This is a genomic window from Bradyrhizobium sp. sBnM-33 (assembly GCF_032917945.1).
GTDB lineage: Bacteria > Pseudomonadota > Alphaproteobacteria > Rhizobiales > Xanthobacteraceae > Bradyrhizobium.
The window spans coordinates 5,235,403-5,253,867 of record NZ_CP136624.1; the positions used below are offsets into that span (position 1 = coordinate 5,235,403).

Consider the following 18,465-nt stretch of genomic DNA (forward strand, 5'->3'; position numbering starts at 1 on the left):
ATCGGCGCATCCAGATAGAACGGAACACAAGGGGACGATGGCGATGAGTGACGGCAAGAGCGGGCTTCAACTGCGTTCGCTGCTCAAGAAGAGCGGCGAACTCGAACTGTCGCTGGTCGATGTCCCAACGCCCGAGCCGGCCGACGACGAAGTCGTGGTCCGTGTCGAGGCGACCCCGATCAATCCGTCCGACCTCGGGCTGCTGATCGGTCCCGCCGACATGTCGACGGCAAAGGAGTCCGGCACCAAGGAAGCGCCCGTGGTCACGGCGAAGATGCCGGAAGCCGCGATGCGGATGATGGCGGCGCGGCTCGACCAGTCGCTCCCCGTCGGCAATGAAGGTGCCGGCGTGGTGATCGGGACCGGATCGTCGGACGCCGCGAAAGCGCTGATGGGCAAGGCGGTCTCGATGATCGGCGGCGCGATGTATACGCAGTATCGCACCATCAAGGTCAGGGACGTCATGGAGCTGCCCCCCGGCACAACGCCGGCCGACGGTGCATCATGGTTCGTCAATCCCTTGACCGCGCTTGGGATGACCGAGACGATGCGGCGCGAGAACCACAAGGCGCTGGTGCACACCGCGGCCGCCTCCAATCTCGGGCAGATGCTCAACAAGATCTGCATCAAGGACGGCATCGGCCTCGTCAATATCGTGCGCAGCAAGGAGCAGGCCGACATCCTGCACAAGATCGGCGCCAAATATGTCGTCGATTCCACGTCAGACACATTCATGGACGACCTGACCAACGCGCTGGTGGAAACCGGTGCCACCATTGCATTCGACGCCATCGGCGGCGGCAAGCTGGCAAGCCAGATCCTCACCTGCATGGAAATCGCGGCCAACAAGACCGCCAAGGAATACAGCCGCTACGGCTCGAACGTGTACAAGCAGGTCTATATCTATGGCAGCCTCGATAACCGTCCGACCGAGTTGAGCCGCACCTTCGGCCTGACCTGGGGCGTTGGCGGCTGGCTCCTGACGCCGTTCCTGCAGAAGATCGGCCCCGCCGAAATCGGCCGCTTACGCCAGCGCGTGGCCTCCGAGCTCAAGACCACCTTTGCCAGCCACTACACGCAGGTGGTATCGCTGCAGGAGGCACTGCAGCTTTCCAACATCGCCGTCTACAACAAGCGCTCAACCGGCGAGAAATTCCTGATCAATCCGAACAAGGGATGAGCGCGCGCTTCTACCGCCGCGAACAGGCTGCCTTTCAGGCGGCCTGTTTTTGTATGCCGAGGCAGCTGTAAAGATAAGTTGATGCACTTGCATCTTTCTGCTGATCTGGCGTAAGGAAGCGCTGGCGTTTTTGCTTCAAAAGGGAATCCAATGGCCACCCATACCATCGTCACGATCGTCGGCTCTCTCCGCAAGGAGAGCTTTTCGCTCAAGGTCGCCAATGCGCTCGCCAAGCTGGCGCCGGCTTCGCTCAAGCTCGATGTGACCACGTTGCATGACATTTCCTTCTTCAACCAGGATTTGGAAGCAGCACCGCCGGCTGACTGGCTGGCGTTTCGCGAAAAGCTGCAGAAGTCGAACGGCGTGCTGTTCGTGACGCCCGAATATAATCGCTCGATTCCCGGTGTCCTGAAGAACGCGATCGACGTCGGCTCGCGTCCCTACGGCAAGAGCTCGTTCCTTGGCAAACCGACCGGCATCGTCAGCAACTCGCCCGGCGCGCTCGGCGGCGTCAGCGCAGCCAAGCATTTGCAGAACATCCTGCCGGGTATCTCCGGTCCGATCCTCGGACAGCCCGAAATTTACCTCAACGCCGTTGGTGACGCCTTTAACGAGCAGGGCGAGCTCGTGAAGGAAGCGGTGCAGAAGGTGCTGCAGCAATATATCGACGCGTTTGCGGCTTTCATCGAGAGGCAGAACAGGTAACCGCTCTCTCCCCGTCATTGCGAGCGAAGCGAAGCAATCCATAGCCGGGCATAACGGATGGCTGGATTGCTTCGTCGCTTTCGCTCCTCGCAATGACGGCGGCGACATTCGTGCCCATCGCCTTAGCATTCCATTAACCGGACCGTCGCATCTTGACGGCATGGTCTCCCGCACCCGATTGAAATCGATCCTGACCGGACTCGCCCTCTATACGGTGGCGGCGATGATGGTCGGCTATTTCGGCGTCAATGCTTATACCGGCAAATACGGCTTGAACGCGCGCCAGGAGCTTGATCAGGAAATCATTGCCCTGACTTCGGAACTGGCGCGGCTGAAGCGGGAGCGGGCAGAGGGCGAGCAGCGGGTATCGCTGCTGCGCTCCGACCGGGTCGACCCAGACATGCTGGATGAGCGCGCGCGCTTCCAGCTCGACTACGCCAATCCGCGCGATCTGATCCGGATCGTCAAGCCAAATTAAGCGCACGGACAGTCCGACAACCGGCGGCTGCTTTTTATGCAGCGTGCGCAAATTTCAAAAAATCGCGAAATCAATTTCGAAAATGTCGCAGCCCACATTGCACTGCGGCATAGCAATATTTTCTCCAGCGCACGCAATCCTTTCACGGCGGTTTGAGTTGGGATAGAGAGGGCTATCCGTCTCTCTTTCACCCGGAATTGCCATGGCTGCACCCAAGAAAAGCGTCGCGAAAGAATCAGGGCAGGAGAAGGCAGACGGGTCCCCACCGGAATTCACCAAGGCGCAGGAACTGGCCGCGCTGCGGGACATGCTCCTGATCCGCCGCTTCGAGGAAAAGGCCGGCCAGCTCTACGGCATGGGTGCGATCGGCGGCTTCTGCCATCTCTATATCGGCCAGGAAGCTGTGGTGGTTGGAATGCAGATGGCCCTGAAAAAGGGCGATCAGGTCATAACCGGATACCGGGACCACGGCCACATGTTGGCCTGCGGGATGTCCGCCAACGGCGTGATGGCCGAACTCACCGGGCGCCGCGGCGGCTATTCCAAGGGCAAAGGCGGCTCCATGCATATGTTCAGCATGGAAAAGAATTTCTTCGGCGGCCACGGCATCGTCGGCGCCCAGGTTTCGCTCGGGACCGGCCTTGCTTTCGCCAATCGTTATCGCGGCAATGATTTCGTCAGCGTCGCCTATTTCGGCGACGGCGCGTCCAACCAGGGCCAGGTCTACGAGAGCTTTAACATGGCGGAGCTGTGGAAGCTCCCGGTGATCTACGTGATCGAGAACAACCGCTACGCCATGGGCACGTCGGTGACGCGCTCCTCCGCCCTGACCGATTTTTCCAAGCGCGGCGCCTCCTTCAACATTCCGGGCCAACAGGTCGACGGCATGGATGTGCGCGCCGTGAAGGCTGCGGGCGACGAGGCGGTCGCCTGGTGCCGCGCCGGCAAGGGGCCGTTCATCCTGGAGATGCAGACCTACCGTTACCGCGGCCACTCGATGTCGGACCCGGCCAAATACCGTACCCGCGAAGAGGTCGAAAAGATCCGCACCGATCAGGATCCGATCGAGCAGGTTCGCAATCGCCTGCTGGCCGCCAAGGTCAGCGAGCAGGAGCTGAAGGCGATCGATGCCGAGGTGCGCGAAATCGTCAACGCATCCGCCGATTTCGCCCAGCGCGATCCCGAGCCCGATCCGTCCGAGCTCTGGACCGACGTCTATCGCTAAATTCAACCACGCGCAGAACTAGAGCATGATCCGGAAAAGTGGAAACCGGTTTTCCGAAACGATCATGCTCAAACGATCTAAAGAGTGATTTTCGGGAGCCGATATGCCCATTCAAGTGCTGATGCCTGCGCTGTCGCCCACCATGGAAAAGGGCAATCTTGCGAAGTGGCTGAAGAAGGAAGGTGAGCCCATCAAGTCGGGCGATGTCATCGCCGAGATCGAGACCGACAAGGCGACGATGGAAGTCGAGGCGACCGATGAGGGCACACTCGGCAAGATACTGATCCCGGAAGGCACCGCCGACGTCGCCGTCAACACGCCGATCGCGACCATTCTGGCCGACGGCGAGAGCGCCGCCGATCTCGGCAAGGCCAGCGCGCCGGCGCAAGCGGCGAAGGCCGCGGAATCCGCGCCACCCGCTGAAGCCAAGGCGGAAGCGCCTCAGCCCAAGGCCGAGAAGGCACCAGCCGCGCCGCCCGCCGCCGTCGCCGAGCCCGATCCGGAAGTCCCGGCCGGCACCGAGATGATCACTCAAACCATCCGCGAAGCGCTCCGCGACGCGATGGCGGAAGAAATGCGGCGCGACCCAGATGTGTTCATCATGGGCGAGGAGGTCGCGGAATATCAGGGCGCCTACAAGGTGACCCAGGGCCTGCTGCAGGAATTCGGCGCGCGGCGCGTGATCGATACCCCGATCACCGAGCATGGTTTTACCGGCGTCGGCGTCGGCGCGGCGATGTCGGGGCTGAAGCCGATCGTCGAATTCATGACCTTCAATTTCGCCATGCAGGCGATCGACCAGATCATCAACTCCGCGGCCAAGACGCTGTACATGTCGGGCGGCCAGATGGGCTGCTCGATCGTGTTCCGCGGCCCGAACGGTGCCGCCGCCCGCGTCGCCGCCCAGCACAGCCAGGACTACTCGGCCTGGTACTCGCAAATTCCCGGGCTGAAGGTGATCGCGCCGTTCTCGGCGGCCGACTACAAGGGGCTGCTCAAGGCCGCGATCCGCGATCCCAATCCGGTCATCTTCCTCGAAAACGAAGTATTGTACGGCCACACCGGCCAAGTGCCAAAACTCGACGACTACGTGATCCCGATCGGCAAGGCGCGTATCGTTCGCTCGGGCAAGGACGTAACGCTGATCTCGTGGTCGAATGGCATGACCTACGCGCTGAAGGCCGCCGACGAACTCGCGAAGGAAGGCATCGAGGCCGAGGTGATCGACCTGCGCACGCTGCGTCCGATGGATACCGAGACCATCATTGCCTCCGTGAAGAAGACCGGCCGCGCGGTGACGGTGGAGGAGGGCTGGCAGCAAAGCGGCGTCGGCGCCGAGATCGCCGCTCGCATCATGGAGCACGCGTTCGACTATCTCGATGCGCCGGTCGCGCGCGTATCCGGCAAGGACGTGCCGATGCCTTATGCCGCAAACCTCGAAAAGCTCGCATTGCCTTCCGTTGCCGAGGTGGTCCAGGCCGCCAAGGCCGTTGCCTATCGGTAGGTCGATATGCCCGGTCCCAACGAACAACCGCTGCCGCCCGACGTCATCGGCCGCGAGGACGCCGTCGAAGTCCTGCGCGCTTTCGTCGTCGATGGCGGGCTCTCGATCGCGTTTCAGCGCGCCTTCGAGGAGCCTGACATGTGGGGTCTGCTGCTGGTCGATATCGCCCGCCACGCCGCCCGCGCCTATGCGCGCGAGAGCGGCTACACCGAGGACGAGGCGCTCGCGCGCATTGTCGAGATGTTCGAAGCCGAAATTAACCGGCCGACCGACATGGGCTCCACCACGCCCCGGTCACAACAGGGTCACTGACGATGCCGATCAACATTTTGATGCCTGCGCTGTCGCCCACGATGGAAAAGGGGAACCTTGCCAAGTGGCTCAAGAAAGAAGGCGACAAGGTCAAGTCCGGCGACGTGATCGCGGAGATCGAGACCGACAAGGCGACGATGGAAGTCGAGGCGGTCGACGAAGGCACGATCGCCAAGATCCTGGTGCCGGAGGGGACGCAGGATGTCCCCGTCAACGATGTGATCGCGGTGTTGGCCGGCGACGGCGAGGACGTGAAGGCGGCAGGCGCGGCGCCCGCGCCGAAGGCTGCCGAAGCGCCCAAGGAGGCAGCCAAAGAAGCGCCGAAGCCTGCCGCCACGGCACCGGCGCCAACGCCTGCGCCCGCAGCGGCTCCCGCGCCTGCCCCTCAGGCGGCGGCTGCGCCTGCCAGAGGTAACGGCCACGCCCGCATCTTCTCGTCGCCGCTCGCGCGCCGTCTGGCCAAGGATGCCGGTATCGATCTTTCCCGCATCAACGGCTCGGGCCCGCATGGCCGTATCGTCGCCCGCGACGTTGAGGACGCGAAATCCGGCAGGGGCCTGAAGGCGCCGGCTGCCGCGCCCGCGGCGGGTCCGAGCATCGCGCCGTCAATGTCCGACAAGCAGATCCTGGCGCTGTTCGAGGAAGGCTCCTACGAGATCGTGCCGCATGATGGCATGCGCCGCACCATCGCGCAGCGGCTCACTGCCTCGGTGCAGACCGTGCCGCATTTCTATCTGACCATGGACTGCGACATCGGCAAGCTGCTTGTGGCGCGCGAGGAGATCAACGCCGCAGCGCCCAAGGACAAGGAGAAGAAGCCGCTCTACAAGCTTTCGGTCAACGACTTCGTCATCAAGGCGATGGCGATCGCGCTGCAGCGGATTCCCAATTGCAACGTGAGCTGGACTGAAGGCGGTATGCTGAAGCACAAGCATTCCGACATCGGCGTGGCCGTGGCGATGCCCGGCGGCCTGATCACGCCGATCATCCGCAAAGCGGAAACCAAAACGCTTTCGACCATCTCGTCCGAGATGAAGGATTTTGCCGCACGCGCGCGAGCCCGCAAGCTGAAGCCGGAAGAATACCAGGGCGGCACCACGGCGGTGTCGAACCTCGGAATGTACGGCATCAATCACTTCACCGCCGTGATCAACCCGCCGCATGCGACGATCCTGGCGGTGGGCACCAGCGAGGAACGTCCTGTGGTGCGCGCCGGCAAGATCGAGATCGCGCAGATGATGAGCGTAACGCTCTCCTGCGATCACCGGGCCATCGACGGCGCGCTCGGCGCCGAGCTGATCGGCGCGTTCAAGCAGTTGATCGAAAATCCTGTGATGATGATGGTGTGAGGCGAGGGTAGCCGCACCGTCATGGCGAGCGCAGCGAAGCAATCCATCTCATCGGCGACAAGGTGGATTGCTTCGTTGCAAGGGCTCCTCGCAATGACGGAGAACTCTGATGGTCGCACGATAACGAGCACATAGCCATGGCCGACAATTCCTTCGACGTCATCATCATCGGCTCCGGCCCCGGCGGCTACGTCACCGCAATCCGCTCGGCCCAGCTCGGCTTCAAGACCGCGATCATCGAAAAGTCCTATCTCGGCGGCATCTGCCTGAACTGGGGCTGCATCCCGACCAAGGCGCTTCTGCGCTCCGCCGAGATTTTTCACTACATGCAGCACGCCAAGGAGTACGGCCTCTCCGCGGAGAAAATATCGTTCGATCCGAAGGCTGTGGTGCAGCGCTCGCGCGGCGTCTCGAAGCGGCTGAATGACGGCGTCGGCTTCCTGATGAAGAAGAACAAGGTCACGGTGATCTGGGGCGAGGCGTCGATCGACGCGCCCGGCAAGGTCACCGTAAAGAAGTCCGCCGTCGAGGCGCCGAAGGGCGCGCTGGGTGAGGGCGCCTATCAGGCAAAGCACATCATTCTCGCCACCGGCGCCCGGCCGCGCGTGCTGCCGGGACTTGAGCCTGACAAGAAACTGGTCTGGACCTACTTTGAGGCGATGGTGCCGGAGCGGATGCCGAAATCGCTGCTGGTTGTCGGCTCCGGCGCGATCGGCATCGAGTTCGCTTCGTTCTTCCACACCATGGGCGCCGACGTCACCGTGGTCGAGGTGCTGCCGCAAATCCTCCCCGTCGAGGACGCGGAGATCGCAGGTTTGGCGCGCAAGCGGTTCGAGAAGCAGGGCATCAAGATTCTCTCAAGCACCAAGGTCACGAAGCTCGAGAAGAAGGCCGACAGCGTGGTCGCCACCATCGACGACGGCAAGAAGCCGCAAACCGTCGAGTTCGAGCGGGTGATCTCGGCGGTCGGCGTGGTCGGCAACATCGAGGGGCTCGGTCTCGAAAAGCTCGGCGTCAAGACCGATCGCGGCGTCGTCGTGATCGATGGCTACGGCAAGACCAACATCCCCGGCATCTACGCCATCGGCGACGTCGCCGGCCCGCCGATGCTCGCCCACAAGGCCGAGCACGAGGGCGTGGTCTGTATCGAGACCATCAAGGGCCTGCACCCGCACGCCACGGACAAGAACCTCATTCCCGGCTGCACCTACTGCCACCCGCAGATTGCTTCCGTGGGGCTGACCGAGGCGAAGGCGAAAGAAAACGGCCGTGAAATCCGCGTCGGCCGTTTCCCCTTCGTCGGCAACGGCAAGGCGATCGCGCTCGGCGAGGACCAGGGCCTGGTCAAGGTGATCTTCGACAAGAAGACGGGACAATTGCTCGGCGCGCATATGATAGGTGCCGAAGTGACCGAGCTGATCCAGGGCTATGTAGTCGCGATGAATCTGGAGACCACGGAAGAAGAACTGATGCACACGGTATTCCCGCATCCGACGCTGTCGGAGATGATGAAGGAGGCGGTGCTCGATGCTTACGGGCGGGTGTTGAACATTTAACCGACGGGAGCGCGGCAGCCGTAGAGCACTGCAGCCGTCCCGTCATCCTGCGAGCGCAGCGAGCCTCGAAGGATGCACGGCCCGGATCGAGCAGCGGGGCCTGTCGCCCTTCGAGACGGCCGCTCTGCGGCCTCCTCAGGGTGACGGGTCTAATAGTGAAGCGACAAGAACAAGAAAGAACATCCCCCGTGAAAGACAACGACAATCTGACCATCGAACGTCCGACTTTCGTCACCCACCTCGAATGCGCGATGGAAGGAGATCGGTACGAGGCCGACCAGATCCACAACCTCTCCAAGGCCGGCAAGCCGCTGCTGGTGCGGTACGACCTGGCCGGCGTGAAGAGGGCACTGACCAAGGACGCGCTTAAGGAGCGTCCCGCTGACATGTGGCGCTACCGCGAACTGCTGCCGGTGCGGAAGGTCACCGACATCGTCAGTCTCGGCGAAGTGACGACGCCACTGATCCGACTTCCGAAGCTTGCGAAAAAACTCGGCGGGGGCGAGATTATTGTGAAAGACGAAGGACGGTTGCCGACCGGCTCGTTCAAGGCCCGCGGCCTTGTGATGGCCGTGTCGATGGGCAAGGCGCTCGGCATCAAGCACATGGCGATGCCGACCAACGGCAATGCGGGCGCCGCGCTTGCGGCATACGCCACTTCCTGCGGCATCAAGACGACGATCTTCTGCCCCGCCGACACGCCGGAGGTGAACGTCAGCGAGATCGAGCTGCAGGGCGCCACCGTCTATCGCGTCAACGGTCTGATCGACGATTGCGGCAAGATCGTCGGTGAGGGCAAGGCAAAAGCCGGCTGGTTCGATACCTCGACGCTGAAGGAGCCGTACCGGATCGAAGGCAAGAAGACGATGGGCCTCGAACTCGCCGAACAGCTCGGCTGGGAGATGCCTGACGTGATCTTCTATCCGACCGGCGGCGGTACCGGCCTGATCGGCATGTGGAAGGCGTTTGCCGAACTGGAAGCCATCGGCTTCATCGGCGCGAAGCGGCCGCGAATGGTGGCGGTGCAGGCGTCCGGCTGCGCGCCGATGGTGCGCGCCTTCGAGAACGGCACCGAGCACGCGCCGCGCTGGGAAGATGCCCATACCATTGCCTCGGGCATCCGTGTGCCGCAGGCGGTGGGAGATTTTCTGATCCTGCGTGCGGTCCGTGAAAGCAAAGGCTTTGCGATTGCGGTCCCGGACGAGAAGATTTCTGCTGCGCTCAACGAAGTCGCGCGCGAGGAGGGCCTGCTGTTGTGTCCGGAAGGGGCGGCGACGTATGCTGCCTATCAGCAAAGCCTTGCCGACGGCCGCGTGGCGAAGAACGATCGCGTCATGCTGTTCAATTGCGCGACAGGGCTTAAATATCCGCTGCCGCCGGTCACGCGCACGCTCGATCGCCATCAACCGATCGACTACGCCAAGCTGTAGCGGCCGTCATTGCGAGCGCAGCGAAGCAATCCATCTCTCGCTCCGACGGAAGTATGGATTGCTTCGTCGCTTCGCTTCTCGCAATGACGGGAGTGGGCGCTTGAGGAGGTTATAATGCGAAGAATGGTTCTGGCCATACTTGCGGCTCTCCTGTTTGCCGGCCCCGCATTTGCGCAAAGCTTTCCCTCGCGTCCTCTCACCATCATCGTGCCGTTCTCTGCGGGCGGTCCGTCGGATGCGATGGCGCGGATTCTCGCCGAGCGCATGAAGGTTACGCTCGGCGAGCAGGTTCTGGTCGAGAACGTGACGGGAGCGGCCGGTTCGGTCGGCGTCGGCCGCGCGGTGCGTTCGCCGCCTGACGGTTACACGATCAGCTTCGGCCATCTCGGCACCCACGTCGCCAATGGCGCGATCTACAAGCTCGGCTACGACCTCGTCACTGACCTCGAACCGGTCGCGCTGCTTCCAAGCAATCCGATGATCATCGTCAGCAAGAAGGCGGTGCCCGCCACCTCGCTGAAGGAATTTGTGGCGTGGCTGAAGGCGCAGCCAACGCCGGCGACCGCGGGTACGGCCGGCGCCGGCTCCGGCAGCCATATCGCCGGGCTCTATTTCGAGAATGTCACTGGCATCAAGCTGCAATATGTGCCGTATCGCGGCACCGGTCCTGCGATGAACGATCTGGTCGCCGGCCAGATCGACATGATCGTCGACCAGACCTCCAATTCAATCGGGCAGGTGCGTGCAGGTAACATCCGCGCCTATGCCATTACCGATAGCAAGCGCGTGGAATCGGCGTCTGACATCCCGACCGTCGACGAAGCGGGATTGCCCGGATTCCACATGACGCTGTGGTCTGGCCTCTGGGTACCCAAGGGGACGCCGAAGGACGTTATCGCCAAGCTGAATGCGGCGACGGTGGAGGCGTTGACCGATCCGGCGGTGCGCAAGCAGCTTGAAAACCTCGGCCTGCAAATGCCGCCCAAGGACAAGCTCACGCCCGAAGCTCTCGGCGCCTGGCAAAAGGCCGAGATCGAAAAATGGTGGCCGATGATCAAGGCTGCCAACGTCAAGGTGGATTAGCTAGCTCCGGATGCGCGCGGACGAATCTTCAAGCACGGGGCGGGGAACCCTACGGGTAGCGCGGACGTTAACATTCTTATACGTATACGGAGCGCACAATGGCTGACAATGACAACCGACCCAAGCGCACAATCGGACTCATTCTCGGCGGAATCATCGCAGTGGCTGCCGCGGCATTCATTCTAACCGGCGGGGAATTGGGCGGGGTTAAAGAAGTGACCAGCGATTCTGACCTCGCGCCGGTCGCGCCCGGAAAGAAGTAGCGTGAAGATGGGTTGGTAAATGTGCTGATTTGTCCGATCTCTTCGGACTGCAGCGGCTAGGCCGTCCATTGATCGGATGCTCTATTTCGAACTGGCTACGGGCTGGGACTACGACCTGTTGTTCCCTTCGTCGCGGCTGACCAAATGCCGCATCATTAGTCGTGGTCGCGCGCCATTTAGTCGGTGTCGGTCATGAGCGACAAACCTCCAAGTACACATCTCCTGAGACCGACGAGCAGCGAAACGTGCCTCGTTGCATCAATGCATGCACGAGTCTTGCGGGGGGCGGCACATCACACCGAATGGATCAGCGTCGAACGGAATGGAACCGTCAATGCCCACGGGAGAAGATTATGTCCACGAGCGATGATAGTTTGATCAACATACTTGGAATCATCGCGATTATCGTACTCGTCGGTGCAAATGGTTTCTTCGTCGCGTCCGAATTTTCCCTCGTTGCGATACGCCGAAGCCGGGTAGGCCAGTTAGTCGCCGGCGGCCGCATGAATGCTCGGGCGCTGCAACGGGCCATTACTCGGCTCGACTACAATCTTGCGGCGTGCCAGCTTGGCATCACGATTTCCTCGCTGGCGCTGGGCTGGATCGGCGAGCCGGCCCTGGCCCACCTGATCGAGCCACTATTGGTTGGGCCTCTTGGATCCGGCTCGACGTTCGGCGCTCACGCGATTGCCATCGCGATTGCATTCGTCATCCTTACGATGCTTCACATCGTGCTTGGCGAACTTGCACCCAAGAGCCTCGCGCTGCAGCGAACAGAGATAACTGCGCTGCTGATCGTGCGACCGCTCGTGCTGTTCGGATTCCTGTTCAAGCCAGCCATCGTGTGCTTGAACGGGCTGGGCAACGGCGTTCTCCGCTTGGCCGGGTTGAGGCCGGCGAGCGAACAGGAAACGATCCACTCCCCAGAGGAAATAAAGCTCCTGGTAGCCGAAACCGAGGAAGCAGGCTTGCTCGCGCGCGCGCAGCGCAATGTCGTCGAGCGGATCATCAACATCACCAGTCGCGAGGTGAGCGACATCATGACCCCGCGGACGGATATCGACTGGACTGATGCTAACGACAGCCGGGAGGAAGTCCTGCGCGCCGTACGAGAGTGCCGCCACGAGCACGTCATCGTGAGCCGTGGTAGCCTTGATGAGATCGTCGGCGTCATACGCAAGCAAGATCTGCTTGATCAGGCTCTCGATGGCGAACCACTCGAGCCCCTCGCTGCAGTTCAGCAGCTTTTGGTTCTCCCCGAATCGATTCCCGTGCTTCACGCTATCGAGAGGTTCAAGGCGCAGCCTGCTCGCGTCGGCGTGATCGTCGATGAATATGGAACGCTTCAGGGCATCGTGACGCGGACCGACCTCCTTGAGGCAATTGCGGGCGATCTGCCCGATGTCGGTGAGGACCCTGCGGTGGTTGAGCAACAGGACGGCACGTTCCTCTTAGATGGCAAAGTGGCAGCGGACGAAGTTCTGATTCGCCTCAAGATCGGTCGCAGGCCGGAAGGCGACTTTCACACGCTTGCAGGATTTGCGATTGCTCTACTCGGCAGAATACCCGCCGTTGGCGACCAGTTCGCTTGGGAGGGATGGCGATTCCGGATCGTTGAGTTGGACGGTCCGCGGATTAGCAAGGTTCTTGCATCAAGAGATTCTGATCCACCCTAGACTAGGCCACACGTAGCCGCGCCTACGCCATCACGCATGAGCTTACAGACTTCTCGACAACACAAAAGCCTGCCGCAATTTTACGAGCAGGTGCCATCAACGGGACAATTCTTAGCTACCTGCTAGCGGTAGCCCTTGCACTTCGTTTCCTCTTTGTATTCGCCGTTGCGCTCCCATTTGCGTTCGATCTTGCAAGGTCCGCGATAGAACTCCTGCTTGTAGTCCCTCTCATAATTGTAGCTGCGATAGTAGCCACGATCGCGATCAGCTCCCCACCGGCCCTTACCGCTTTCGTCCTTCCACGGATCGGCAAGCGCTGGTCCGGCCATCAGCGTTACGCAAGCGGCTAAAAGGGCGTGTTTCATTGTTCGCCTCCTGCGGAATAAGGAACAACAGCGCAGCAGCCCCGCAGTTCGATGCCCCGGCACCGCCAACGCCTCCAGCTAATGAAAGTTCCACTTTTTCCCGTTTTGCTTCGCGCACGGTTTCCCAAGCCCATCACCTGCACCAAATCGGATACCCACGGCGCCAGCGGCCCGTAGTGCAGCAAGGGTAGCCCAGAGAGGAAGCGATATCAGGGGATCAAAACTTCCGGCATAGCGCTTGCTCATGCGGGCTTGCTGTGACGCGGACGCAGTCCAGCGGCCGGTGACTGTTCAATCGACACCGGACGCTGGAGAACAAGGGCCGGGAGGTGGCCCTTGTTTCTGGATCGCTGCTTACGCGTAGGTGGCCATGTTGGCAGCCGCCGTCATTTCGTTGTGGTGGCCGCCGTCGGTGCCGCCCCCGGCCAGCACGCCATCGTCTTCCAGATCGAAGTGCGCGCCGCCGAGTTCGCCGACCTTCTCGTAGGCGCCATACACGGTTTGGGTAACGGCGATATCGCTTTGCTTCACCAGGTTGCCGTAGACGGTGATGGTGCCGAGCAGATCTTCGTCGTGCGCACCGGCATTGCCTTGCTGGCTGATGACGGTGATCACGCTGTAGTCGTTCCTGCCGTCGCCGTTGCTGTCCTTGTGCTCGATCGACTTGACCTCGGCGGTATGCGCCGAGATTTCGATCTTGTCGCCTTGGGCGCGGTTGAAGTCGCGGATCACGTCGTTGCCGAAGCCGTCGACCCAGTGATCATGCGTGGCGCCGTTCTCGCCGGTAACGCCAACCCAGTCGATGGTGCCATCGGCATTGACGTGCTTGGCGACAATCTCGTCCTTGGCGTTCACCATGCCTTCGAAGCGGAAGGTGTCGCCGCCGGCGCCGCCGGTGAGGGTGTCATTGACCGCCTTGAATGCCGCGGTTTCTTCCGCGAAGATCTGGGTCGTGCCGTCCTGGGCTGCGACCATCTCGCCGGCGTCCGACCGGCTGAGTAACGTGTCGTTGCCCGAGCCGCCATCCATCCTGTCAGCGCCGAAGCCGCCGACCAGAAGGTCAGCACCGGAGCCGCCTGAAAGCTTGTCGTTGCCCGAGCCACCCCACACCTTGTCGTCGCCGGAGCCGGCGTTGAGCGTATCGTTACCGGCCATGCCGGCGACCGAATCCGCCTTGGCACCGGAGTACAAGACGTTGTTGCCCGTCGTGCCGTTCAGATGATCGTGGTCGGCGGTGCCACCCGTAAACCTAGCTAAAAAATCATCGAGCCGGCCGTCGTCGAAGAACCTGTTGAGATTGAAGCGTGCCATTAGTCGAACCTCTTACTCAGAGGCCTCACGGACTAGAAACGACCACGGACTTTGGGAAAGCCTCGCGTGATGCGCGCGGGAAGGACGTGAGGCAGGATCCCTCACCCGCATCGAAGAAGAAACAGCAAAACGGGCCCGTGGCTGGACGTGTGCGCGGCGGATTTGCGCTGCGCAGGGGCAATATGGTGACGCGAAAGGCGTTCTTGCGCCGATCCTTTGGCATGCGCCTCAATTCCAGCGGGTGATCTAAACATCTGCGACAGATTGCGTACCGCGTTGTTCTCTCTCGCATATGAATGACAAGCGCCGACGGTGCGCATGTCGCGAGTCGCATCATTGCGTGACGAAAACTGGCGCAAAAAGTGCCGGCCGCACAAAAATGACGCGATCCCTTTCGAACGCCATGCATGGCATGGGATGTAATTTTCGGTGTGCGTAATGGCGGAATCGAAAGACAGGCGCTGTTGATGTCGTTCGAGTTGCGCTGTCCTATTCGCGGCAAGGCTGTCTCGCTCGGAAGGGTCGATCTGGATGCGTGGGGGGCGATTCTCGCGCTGGACCTCCAGTGGTCGCCCTCAGGTTGTGATCGATTGAGAGTCTGGTCTCCCGGAACGAAGTTCTTCGAGGGGACCGCCGATTTATGAGCCGATAATGGTTGCCGCCGGGCCACGATTGTTGCGTGGCTGCAACAGCAAGGGAACATTTGGATAACCGCCGCGCCTGCCTCTTGCTTGCGCCGCTTTTTGGCCACACCCCTCCATGAAACCATTTCTTTCATTGCTGATTGGCCACTGTGCCGGTGAAGGCGACGGGAAATTGCTCCCGAGACCGACAGGGAGATGGCTGGGAGAACAGGTTCCGCGGATGGACGCCAAGACTGACATCAAGAAGAGGTTGCCGAGCCGTCACGTGACGGAGGGGCCGGAGCGTGCCCCTCATCGGTCCTATCTCTACGCGATGGGGCTGACCACCCAGCAGATCCACCAGCCTTTCGTCGGCGTCGCGTCCTGCTGGAATGAAGCCGCGCCCTGCAATATCTCGCTGATGCGCCAGGCGCAGGCGGTCAAGAAGGGCGTCGTGGCTGCCGGCGGCACCCCGCGCGAATTCTGCACCATCACCGTGACCGATGGCATCGCCATGGGCCATGACGGCATGCGCTCGTCCCTGCCATCCAGGGAGTGCATCGCCGACTCGGTCGAACTGACCGTCCGCGGCCATGCCTATGACGCGTTGGTCGGGCTCGCCGGCTGCGACAAGTCGCTGCCGGGCATGATGATGGCGATGGTCCGGCTCAACGTGCCCTCGATCTTCATCTATGGCGGCTCGATTCTGCCGGGCAATTTCCGCGGCCAGCAGGTCACGGTGCAGGACATGTTCGAGGCCGTCGGCAAGCATTCGGTCGGTGAAATGTCGGATGCCGATCTCGACGAAATCGAGCGGGTGGCTTGCCCCTCGGCCGGGGCATGCGGCGCACAATTCACCGCCAACACCATGGCGACCGTGTCAGAGGCGATTGGCCTGGCTTTGCCCTATTCGGCCGGCGCACCGGCACCTTACGAGATTCGCGACGCGTTTTGCGCCGCCGCCGGCGAGAAGATTCTGGAGCTTATCGCAGCCAACATCCGCCCGCGCGACATCGTCACCCGCCGCTCGCTGGAAAACGCCGCCGCCGTGGTTGCCGCCTCCGGCGGGTCGACCAATGCTGCGCTGCACCTGCCAGCGATCGCGCATGAGTGTGGGATAAAATTTGACTTATTCGACGTCGCCGAAATCTTCAAAAAGACTCCTTATGTCGCGGATTTGAAGCCAGGGGGCCGTTATGTTGCCAAAGACATGTTCGAGGTTGGCGGCATTCCGCTTCTGATGAAGACGCTGCTCGACAATGGCCATCTGCACGGAGATTGCATTACCGTCACGGGCCGTACGATCGCCGAAAACCTCAAGAGCGTGAAATGGAATCCGCACCAGGATGTGGTGCGGTCCGCCGACAACCCGATCACCGTCACGGGAGGCGTTGTCGGGTTGAAGGGTAATCTCGCGCCGGAGGGTGCGATCGTGAAGGTCGCGGGCATGTCGAAGTTGAAATTTGCTGGTCCTGCCCGTTGCTTCGATCGCGAGGAAGACGCCTTCGAGTCGGTCCAGAAGAAAACCTACAAGGAAGGTGAGGTCATCGTGATCCGCTACGAGGGTCCGCGCGGCGGCCCCGGCATGCGGGAGATGCTCTCGACCACGGCGGCGCTGACCGGGCAGGGGATGGGCGGCAAGGTCGCCCTGATCACCGACGGCCGGTTCTCGGGCGCCACCCGCGGGTTCTGCATCGGCCATGTTGGGCCGGAGGCGGCCGTGGGCGGTCCGATCGCCCTGTTGCAAAATGGTGACATTATCGAGATCGACGCCGAGGCCGGCACTCTTAACGTAAAATTGACCGACGCCGAACTCGCCGAACGTAAAACCAAATGGGCACCTCGACAGACTAACCATACGTCGGGTGCGCTGTGGAAATATGCCCAACAGGTTGGGCCGGCGGTGGACGGGGCTGTGACCCATCCTGGCGGTGCGCACGAGAAACAGTGTTATGCGGACATCTAGGCGTATCATTCTTGCGTTGATGTTGGGGGCCGCGCCGGTGGCCGCTCCCGGATTCGCATTTGATGGCGCACCGGTGAAGCCGGATGCCGCGCTGCCCCTGATGAACCAGCCCGCCGCCGCGCAGGCCGTTACCGCCCAGGCCCTGAAGAAGGTCCCGCCTGCGGCCGCGACGGCAACGCAGGTAGCCGCGCCTTCGCTGACTTCGCTGCAATACGCCGCCGAGGGTGGCCATCCCGTCGCGCAGTGGAAGCTCGGCCGGATGTATGCCGACGGCAATGGCGTGGTGCAGGACGACCTGCGCGCCTTCGAATATTTCAGCCGCATCGCCAATGCGCATGCTGAGGACAGCCCGTCGGCGCCGCAGGCCGCGATCGTTGCCAACGCTTTCGTGGCACTGGGCCGCTACTATCTCAACGGCATCCCGAATTCCAAGGTCAAGCCCGACACCGATCGTGCCCGGGAGATGTTCTCCTACGCCGCGTCCTATTTCGGCAATGCCGACGCGCAATACGATCTGGCACGGCTTTATCTGAAGACCCCGGACGCTTCGCGGGACGATTTCCGCTATGGGGCGCGCTGGCTTGGTCTTGCCGCCCAGAAGGGCCAGCACCAGGCGCAGGCTATGCTCGGCCAGATGCTGTTCAACGGCGACCGGCTGCCGCGGCAGCCCGCCCGCGGATTGATGTGGCTGACACTGGCGCGCGACAACGCCGCGCCCGACGAAACCTGGATCCGCGAAAGCTACAACCGCGCGTTCGCCAAGGCCTCCGACGACGACCGCGCCATGGCCCTGCAAATGCTCGAGCACTGGGTGCAGGGCAAGCGCGACTGACGGCGCTGCGTAGGGTGGCAAAGGCGCGTTTGCGCCGTGCCCACCATCTCTCCGAGACCGTGGATGACAATGGTGGGTACGCGGAGCCTGTCATCGGGCGCGCATTCGCGCGACCCGTTGGCTTTGCCCACCCTACAATTCTGCGACAATCTCCTTCGACATCCGATAGCCGCCAGCCGTGCCGAATTTGATCGGTGCGCCCTCGTCGACGTATCCCGCCGACCGATAGAAGCGATGCGCCGTCTCGGTGCTGGTCAAGGTGCAACGGCTGTTGCCTCGCTCCACCGCTCTGGCTTCGAGCGCCCTTAGCAAGGCACGGCTGACGCCGCGAAACCTCACCTCGGGGGCGACATAGTTCAGCGTGATCTCGCCGGCGTCCGTCACGGACCCGACGGCCAGGACGGCGTCGCCCTCAACCGCGAGCAGGAGCGAATTTCCCTGCTGCCTGGCCCATGCGGCGACGATTTCCGGCGTCTTGTTGGCCAGCCAAGCGTTCAAGATCACCGGATCGTTTCGGTGATCGGCAATGCACAGACGGGATATCGATTCCCTGAGAACATGGCAGGCAGCGGCGGCATCCTCGGGCGCCGCGTCCCGAATCTCCGCC

The 18,465-nt window shown here is 62.0% G+C and carries 18 protein-coding genes; 15 read left to right on the forward strand and 3 right to left on the reverse strand.

Translation table 11 applies throughout. The annotated features are described in order from the left end of the window. Positions 1–43: 43 nt before the first annotated feature. From RX328_RS24445 to RX328_RS24500, 12 genes are all read left to right on the forward strand, one after another. On the forward strand, positions 44–1,180 hold the full coding sequence (locus tag RX328_RS24445; RefSeq protein WP_213250210.1) for a zinc-binding dehydrogenase: 1,137 nt from the start codon (positions 44–46) through the stop codon (positions 1,178–1,180). A gap of 150 nt (positions 1,181–1,330) precedes the next feature. Beyond that, complete coding sequence (locus RX328_RS24450; protein ID WP_213250208.1) at positions 1,331–1,885, forward strand: NADPH-dependent FMN reductase; 555 nt, start codon at positions 1,331–1,333, stop codon at positions 1,883–1,885. A 160-nt stretch (positions 1,886–2,045) separates the two neighbouring features. Beyond that, entirely contained in the window at positions 2,046–2,363 is a 318-nt protein-coding gene (locus RX328_RS24455) for an FtsB family cell division protein (RefSeq protein WP_057843085.1), read from the forward strand. Positions 2,364–2,565: 202 nt separating this feature from the next. Then, on the forward strand, positions 2,566–3,588 hold the full coding sequence (gene pdhA / locus RX328_RS24460) for a pyruvate dehydrogenase (acetyl-transferring) E1 component subunit alpha (protein WP_213250206.1): 1,023 nt from the start codon (positions 2,566–2,568) through the stop codon (positions 3,586–3,588). 103 nt (positions 3,589–3,691) lie between these two features. Then, entirely contained in the window at positions 3,692–5,092 is a 1,401-nt protein-coding gene (locus RX328_RS24465; RefSeq protein ID WP_213250204.1) for a pyruvate dehydrogenase complex E1 component subunit beta, read from the forward strand. A gap of 6 nt (positions 5,093–5,098) precedes the next feature. Continuing rightward, entirely contained in the window at positions 5,099–5,404 is a 306-nt protein-coding gene (locus tag RX328_RS24470; RefSeq protein WP_213250202.1) for a DUF5076 domain-containing protein, read from the forward strand. A gap of 2 nt (positions 5,405–5,406) precedes the next feature. Further along, a complete protein-coding gene (locus RX328_RS24475; protein WP_213250201.1) occupies positions 5,407–6,753 on the forward strand; it encodes a pyruvate dehydrogenase complex dihydrolipoamide acetyltransferase in 1,347 nt (448 codons plus the stop codon). 137 nt (positions 6,754–6,890) lie between these two features. Continuing rightward, positions 6,891–8,309: a dihydrolipoyl dehydrogenase gene (lpdA, locus tag RX328_RS24480; RefSeq protein ID WP_213250199.1), complete on the forward strand. Its 1,419-nt coding sequence runs from the start codon at positions 6,891–6,893 to the stop codon at positions 8,307–8,309. 188 nt (positions 8,310–8,497) lie between these two features. Then, positions 8,498–9,739, forward strand: coding sequence for a threonine synthase (locus RX328_RS24485; RefSeq protein ID WP_213250197.1), 1,242 nt, complete (start codon positions 8,498–8,500; stop codon positions 9,737–9,739). 114 nt (positions 9,740–9,853) lie between these two features. Then, positions 9,854–10,822 carry a tripartite tricarboxylate transporter substrate binding protein BugD gene (locus tag RX328_RS24490; RefSeq protein ID WP_213250195.1) on the forward strand — a complete coding sequence of 323 codons (969 nt, stop codon included), beginning with the start codon at positions 9,854–9,856 and terminating at the stop codon, positions 10,820–10,822. Between the two features lie 98 nt (positions 10,823–10,920). After that, entirely contained in the window at positions 10,921–11,085 is a 165-nt protein-coding gene (locus tag RX328_RS24495) for a hypothetical protein (protein ID WP_213250193.1), read from the forward strand. A gap of 353 nt (positions 11,086–11,438) precedes the next feature. After that, positions 11,439–12,761 (forward strand): hemolysin family protein, encoded by a 1,323-nt coding sequence (locus RX328_RS24500; protein WP_213250530.1) that lies wholly within the window; start codon positions 11,439–11,441, stop codon positions 12,759–12,761. A gap of 122 nt (positions 12,762–12,883) precedes the next feature. Here RX328_RS24500 and RX328_RS24505 read toward each other — a convergent pair whose 3' ends face one another. Together RX328_RS24505 and RX328_RS24510 are read right to left on the reverse strand one after the other, a co-directional pair. Next, positions 12,884–13,126 (reverse strand): hypothetical protein, encoded by a 243-nt coding sequence (locus tag RX328_RS24505; RefSeq protein ID WP_213250191.1) that lies wholly within the window; start codon positions 13,124–13,126, stop codon positions 12,884–12,886. A gap of 354 nt (positions 13,127–13,480) precedes the next feature. Next, positions 13,481–14,437: a calcium-binding protein gene (locus RX328_RS24510; RefSeq protein ID WP_213250189.1), complete on the reverse strand. Its 957-nt coding sequence runs from the start codon at positions 14,435–14,437 to the stop codon at positions 13,481–13,483. Positions 14,438–14,844: 407 nt separating this feature from the next. On the opposite strand from RX328_RS24510, the gene RX328_RS24515 reads away from it, so the two are divergent. The 3 genes from RX328_RS24515 to RX328_RS24525 all read left to right on the forward strand — a co-directional run bounded on the left by RX328_RS24515 (position 14,845) and on the right by RX328_RS24525 (position 17,858). Continuing rightward, on the forward strand, positions 14,845–15,081 hold the full coding sequence (locus RX328_RS24515; protein WP_213250187.1) for a hypothetical protein: 237 nt from the start codon (positions 14,845–14,847) through the stop codon (positions 15,079–15,081). Positions 15,082–15,301: 220 nt separating this feature from the next. Then, positions 15,302–17,026 (forward strand): dihydroxy-acid dehydratase, encoded by a 1,725-nt coding sequence (gene ilvD, locus RX328_RS24520; RefSeq protein ID WP_213250185.1) that lies wholly within the window; start codon positions 15,302–15,304, stop codon positions 17,024–17,026. Then, positions 17,013–17,858 carry a tetratricopeptide repeat protein gene (locus RX328_RS24525; RefSeq protein ID WP_213250183.1) on the forward strand — a complete coding sequence of 282 codons (846 nt, stop codon included), beginning with the start codon at positions 17,013–17,015 and terminating at the stop codon, positions 17,856–17,858. The genes ilvD and RX328_RS24525 overlap by 14 nt, the downstream gene beginning before the upstream one ends. 132 nt (positions 17,859–17,990) lie before the next feature. Here the strand turns inward: RX328_RS24525 and RX328_RS24530 are convergent, their stop codons facing one another. Beyond that, positions 17,991–18,356, reverse strand: a complete 366-nt coding sequence (locus RX328_RS24530) for a GNAT family N-acetyltransferase (protein WP_312017983.1) — start codon at positions 18,354–18,356, stop codon at positions 17,991–17,993. Between the last annotated feature and the right edge of the window lie 109 nt (positions 18,357–18,465).

Bases quoted from the DNA above. Each gene is read 5' to 3' on its own strand.
- RX328_RS24465 (WP_213250204.1), top strand. From the start codon at position 3,692: ATGCCCATTCAAGTGCTGATGCCTGCGCTGTCGCCCACCATGGAAAAG.
- lpdA (WP_213250199.1), top strand. From the start codon at position 6,891: ATGGCCGACAATTCCTTCGACGTCATCATCATCGGCTCCGGCCCCGGC.
- RX328_RS24515 (WP_213250187.1), top strand. From the start codon at position 14,845: ATGGCATGGGATGTAATTTTCGGTGTGCGTAATGGCGGAATCGAAAGA.
- RX328_RS24505 (WP_213250191.1), bottom strand. From the start codon at position 13,126: ATGAAACACGCCCTTTTAGCCGCTTGCGTAACGCTGATGGCCGGACCA.
- pdhA (WP_213250206.1), top strand. From the start codon at position 2,566: ATGGCTGCACCCAAGAAAAGCGTCGCGAAAGAATCAGGGCAGGAGAAG.
- RX328_RS24445 (WP_213250210.1), top strand. From the start codon at position 44: ATGAGTGACGGCAAGAGCGGGCTTCAACTGCGTTCGCTGCTCAAGAAG.
- RX328_RS24455 (WP_057843085.1), top strand. From the start codon at position 2,046: ATGGTCTCCCGCACCCGATTGAAATCGATCCTGACCGGACTCGCCCTC.
- RX328_RS24500 (WP_213250530.1), top strand. From the start codon at position 11,439: ATGTCCACGAGCGATGATAGTTTGATCAACATACTTGGAATCATCGCG.
- RX328_RS24475 (WP_213250201.1), top strand. From the start codon at position 5,407: ATGCCGATCAACATTTTGATGCCTGCGCTGTCGCCCACGATGGAAAAG.
- RX328_RS24495 (WP_213250193.1), top strand. From the start codon at position 10,921: ATGGCTGACAATGACAACCGACCCAAGCGCACAATCGGACTCATTCTC.
- RX328_RS24490 (WP_213250195.1), top strand. From the start codon at position 9,854: ATGCGAAGAATGGTTCTGGCCATACTTGCGGCTCTCCTGTTTGCCGGC.
- RX328_RS24525 (WP_213250183.1), top strand. From the start codon at position 17,013: ATGCGGACATCTAGGCGTATCATTCTTGCGTTGATGTTGGGGGCCGCG.
- RX328_RS24450 (WP_213250208.1), top strand. From the start codon at position 1,331: ATGGCCACCCATACCATCGTCACGATCGTCGGCTCTCTCCGCAAGGAG.
- RX328_RS24470 (WP_213250202.1), top strand. From the start codon at position 5,099: ATGCCCGGTCCCAACGAACAACCGCTGCCGCCCGACGTCATCGGCCGC.
- ilvD (WP_213250185.1), top strand. From the start codon at position 15,302: ATGGACGCCAAGACTGACATCAAGAAGAGGTTGCCGAGCCGTCACGTG.
- RX328_RS24510 (WP_213250189.1), bottom strand. From the start codon at position 14,437: ATGGCACGCTTCAATCTCAACAGGTTCTTCGACGACGGCCGGCTCGAT.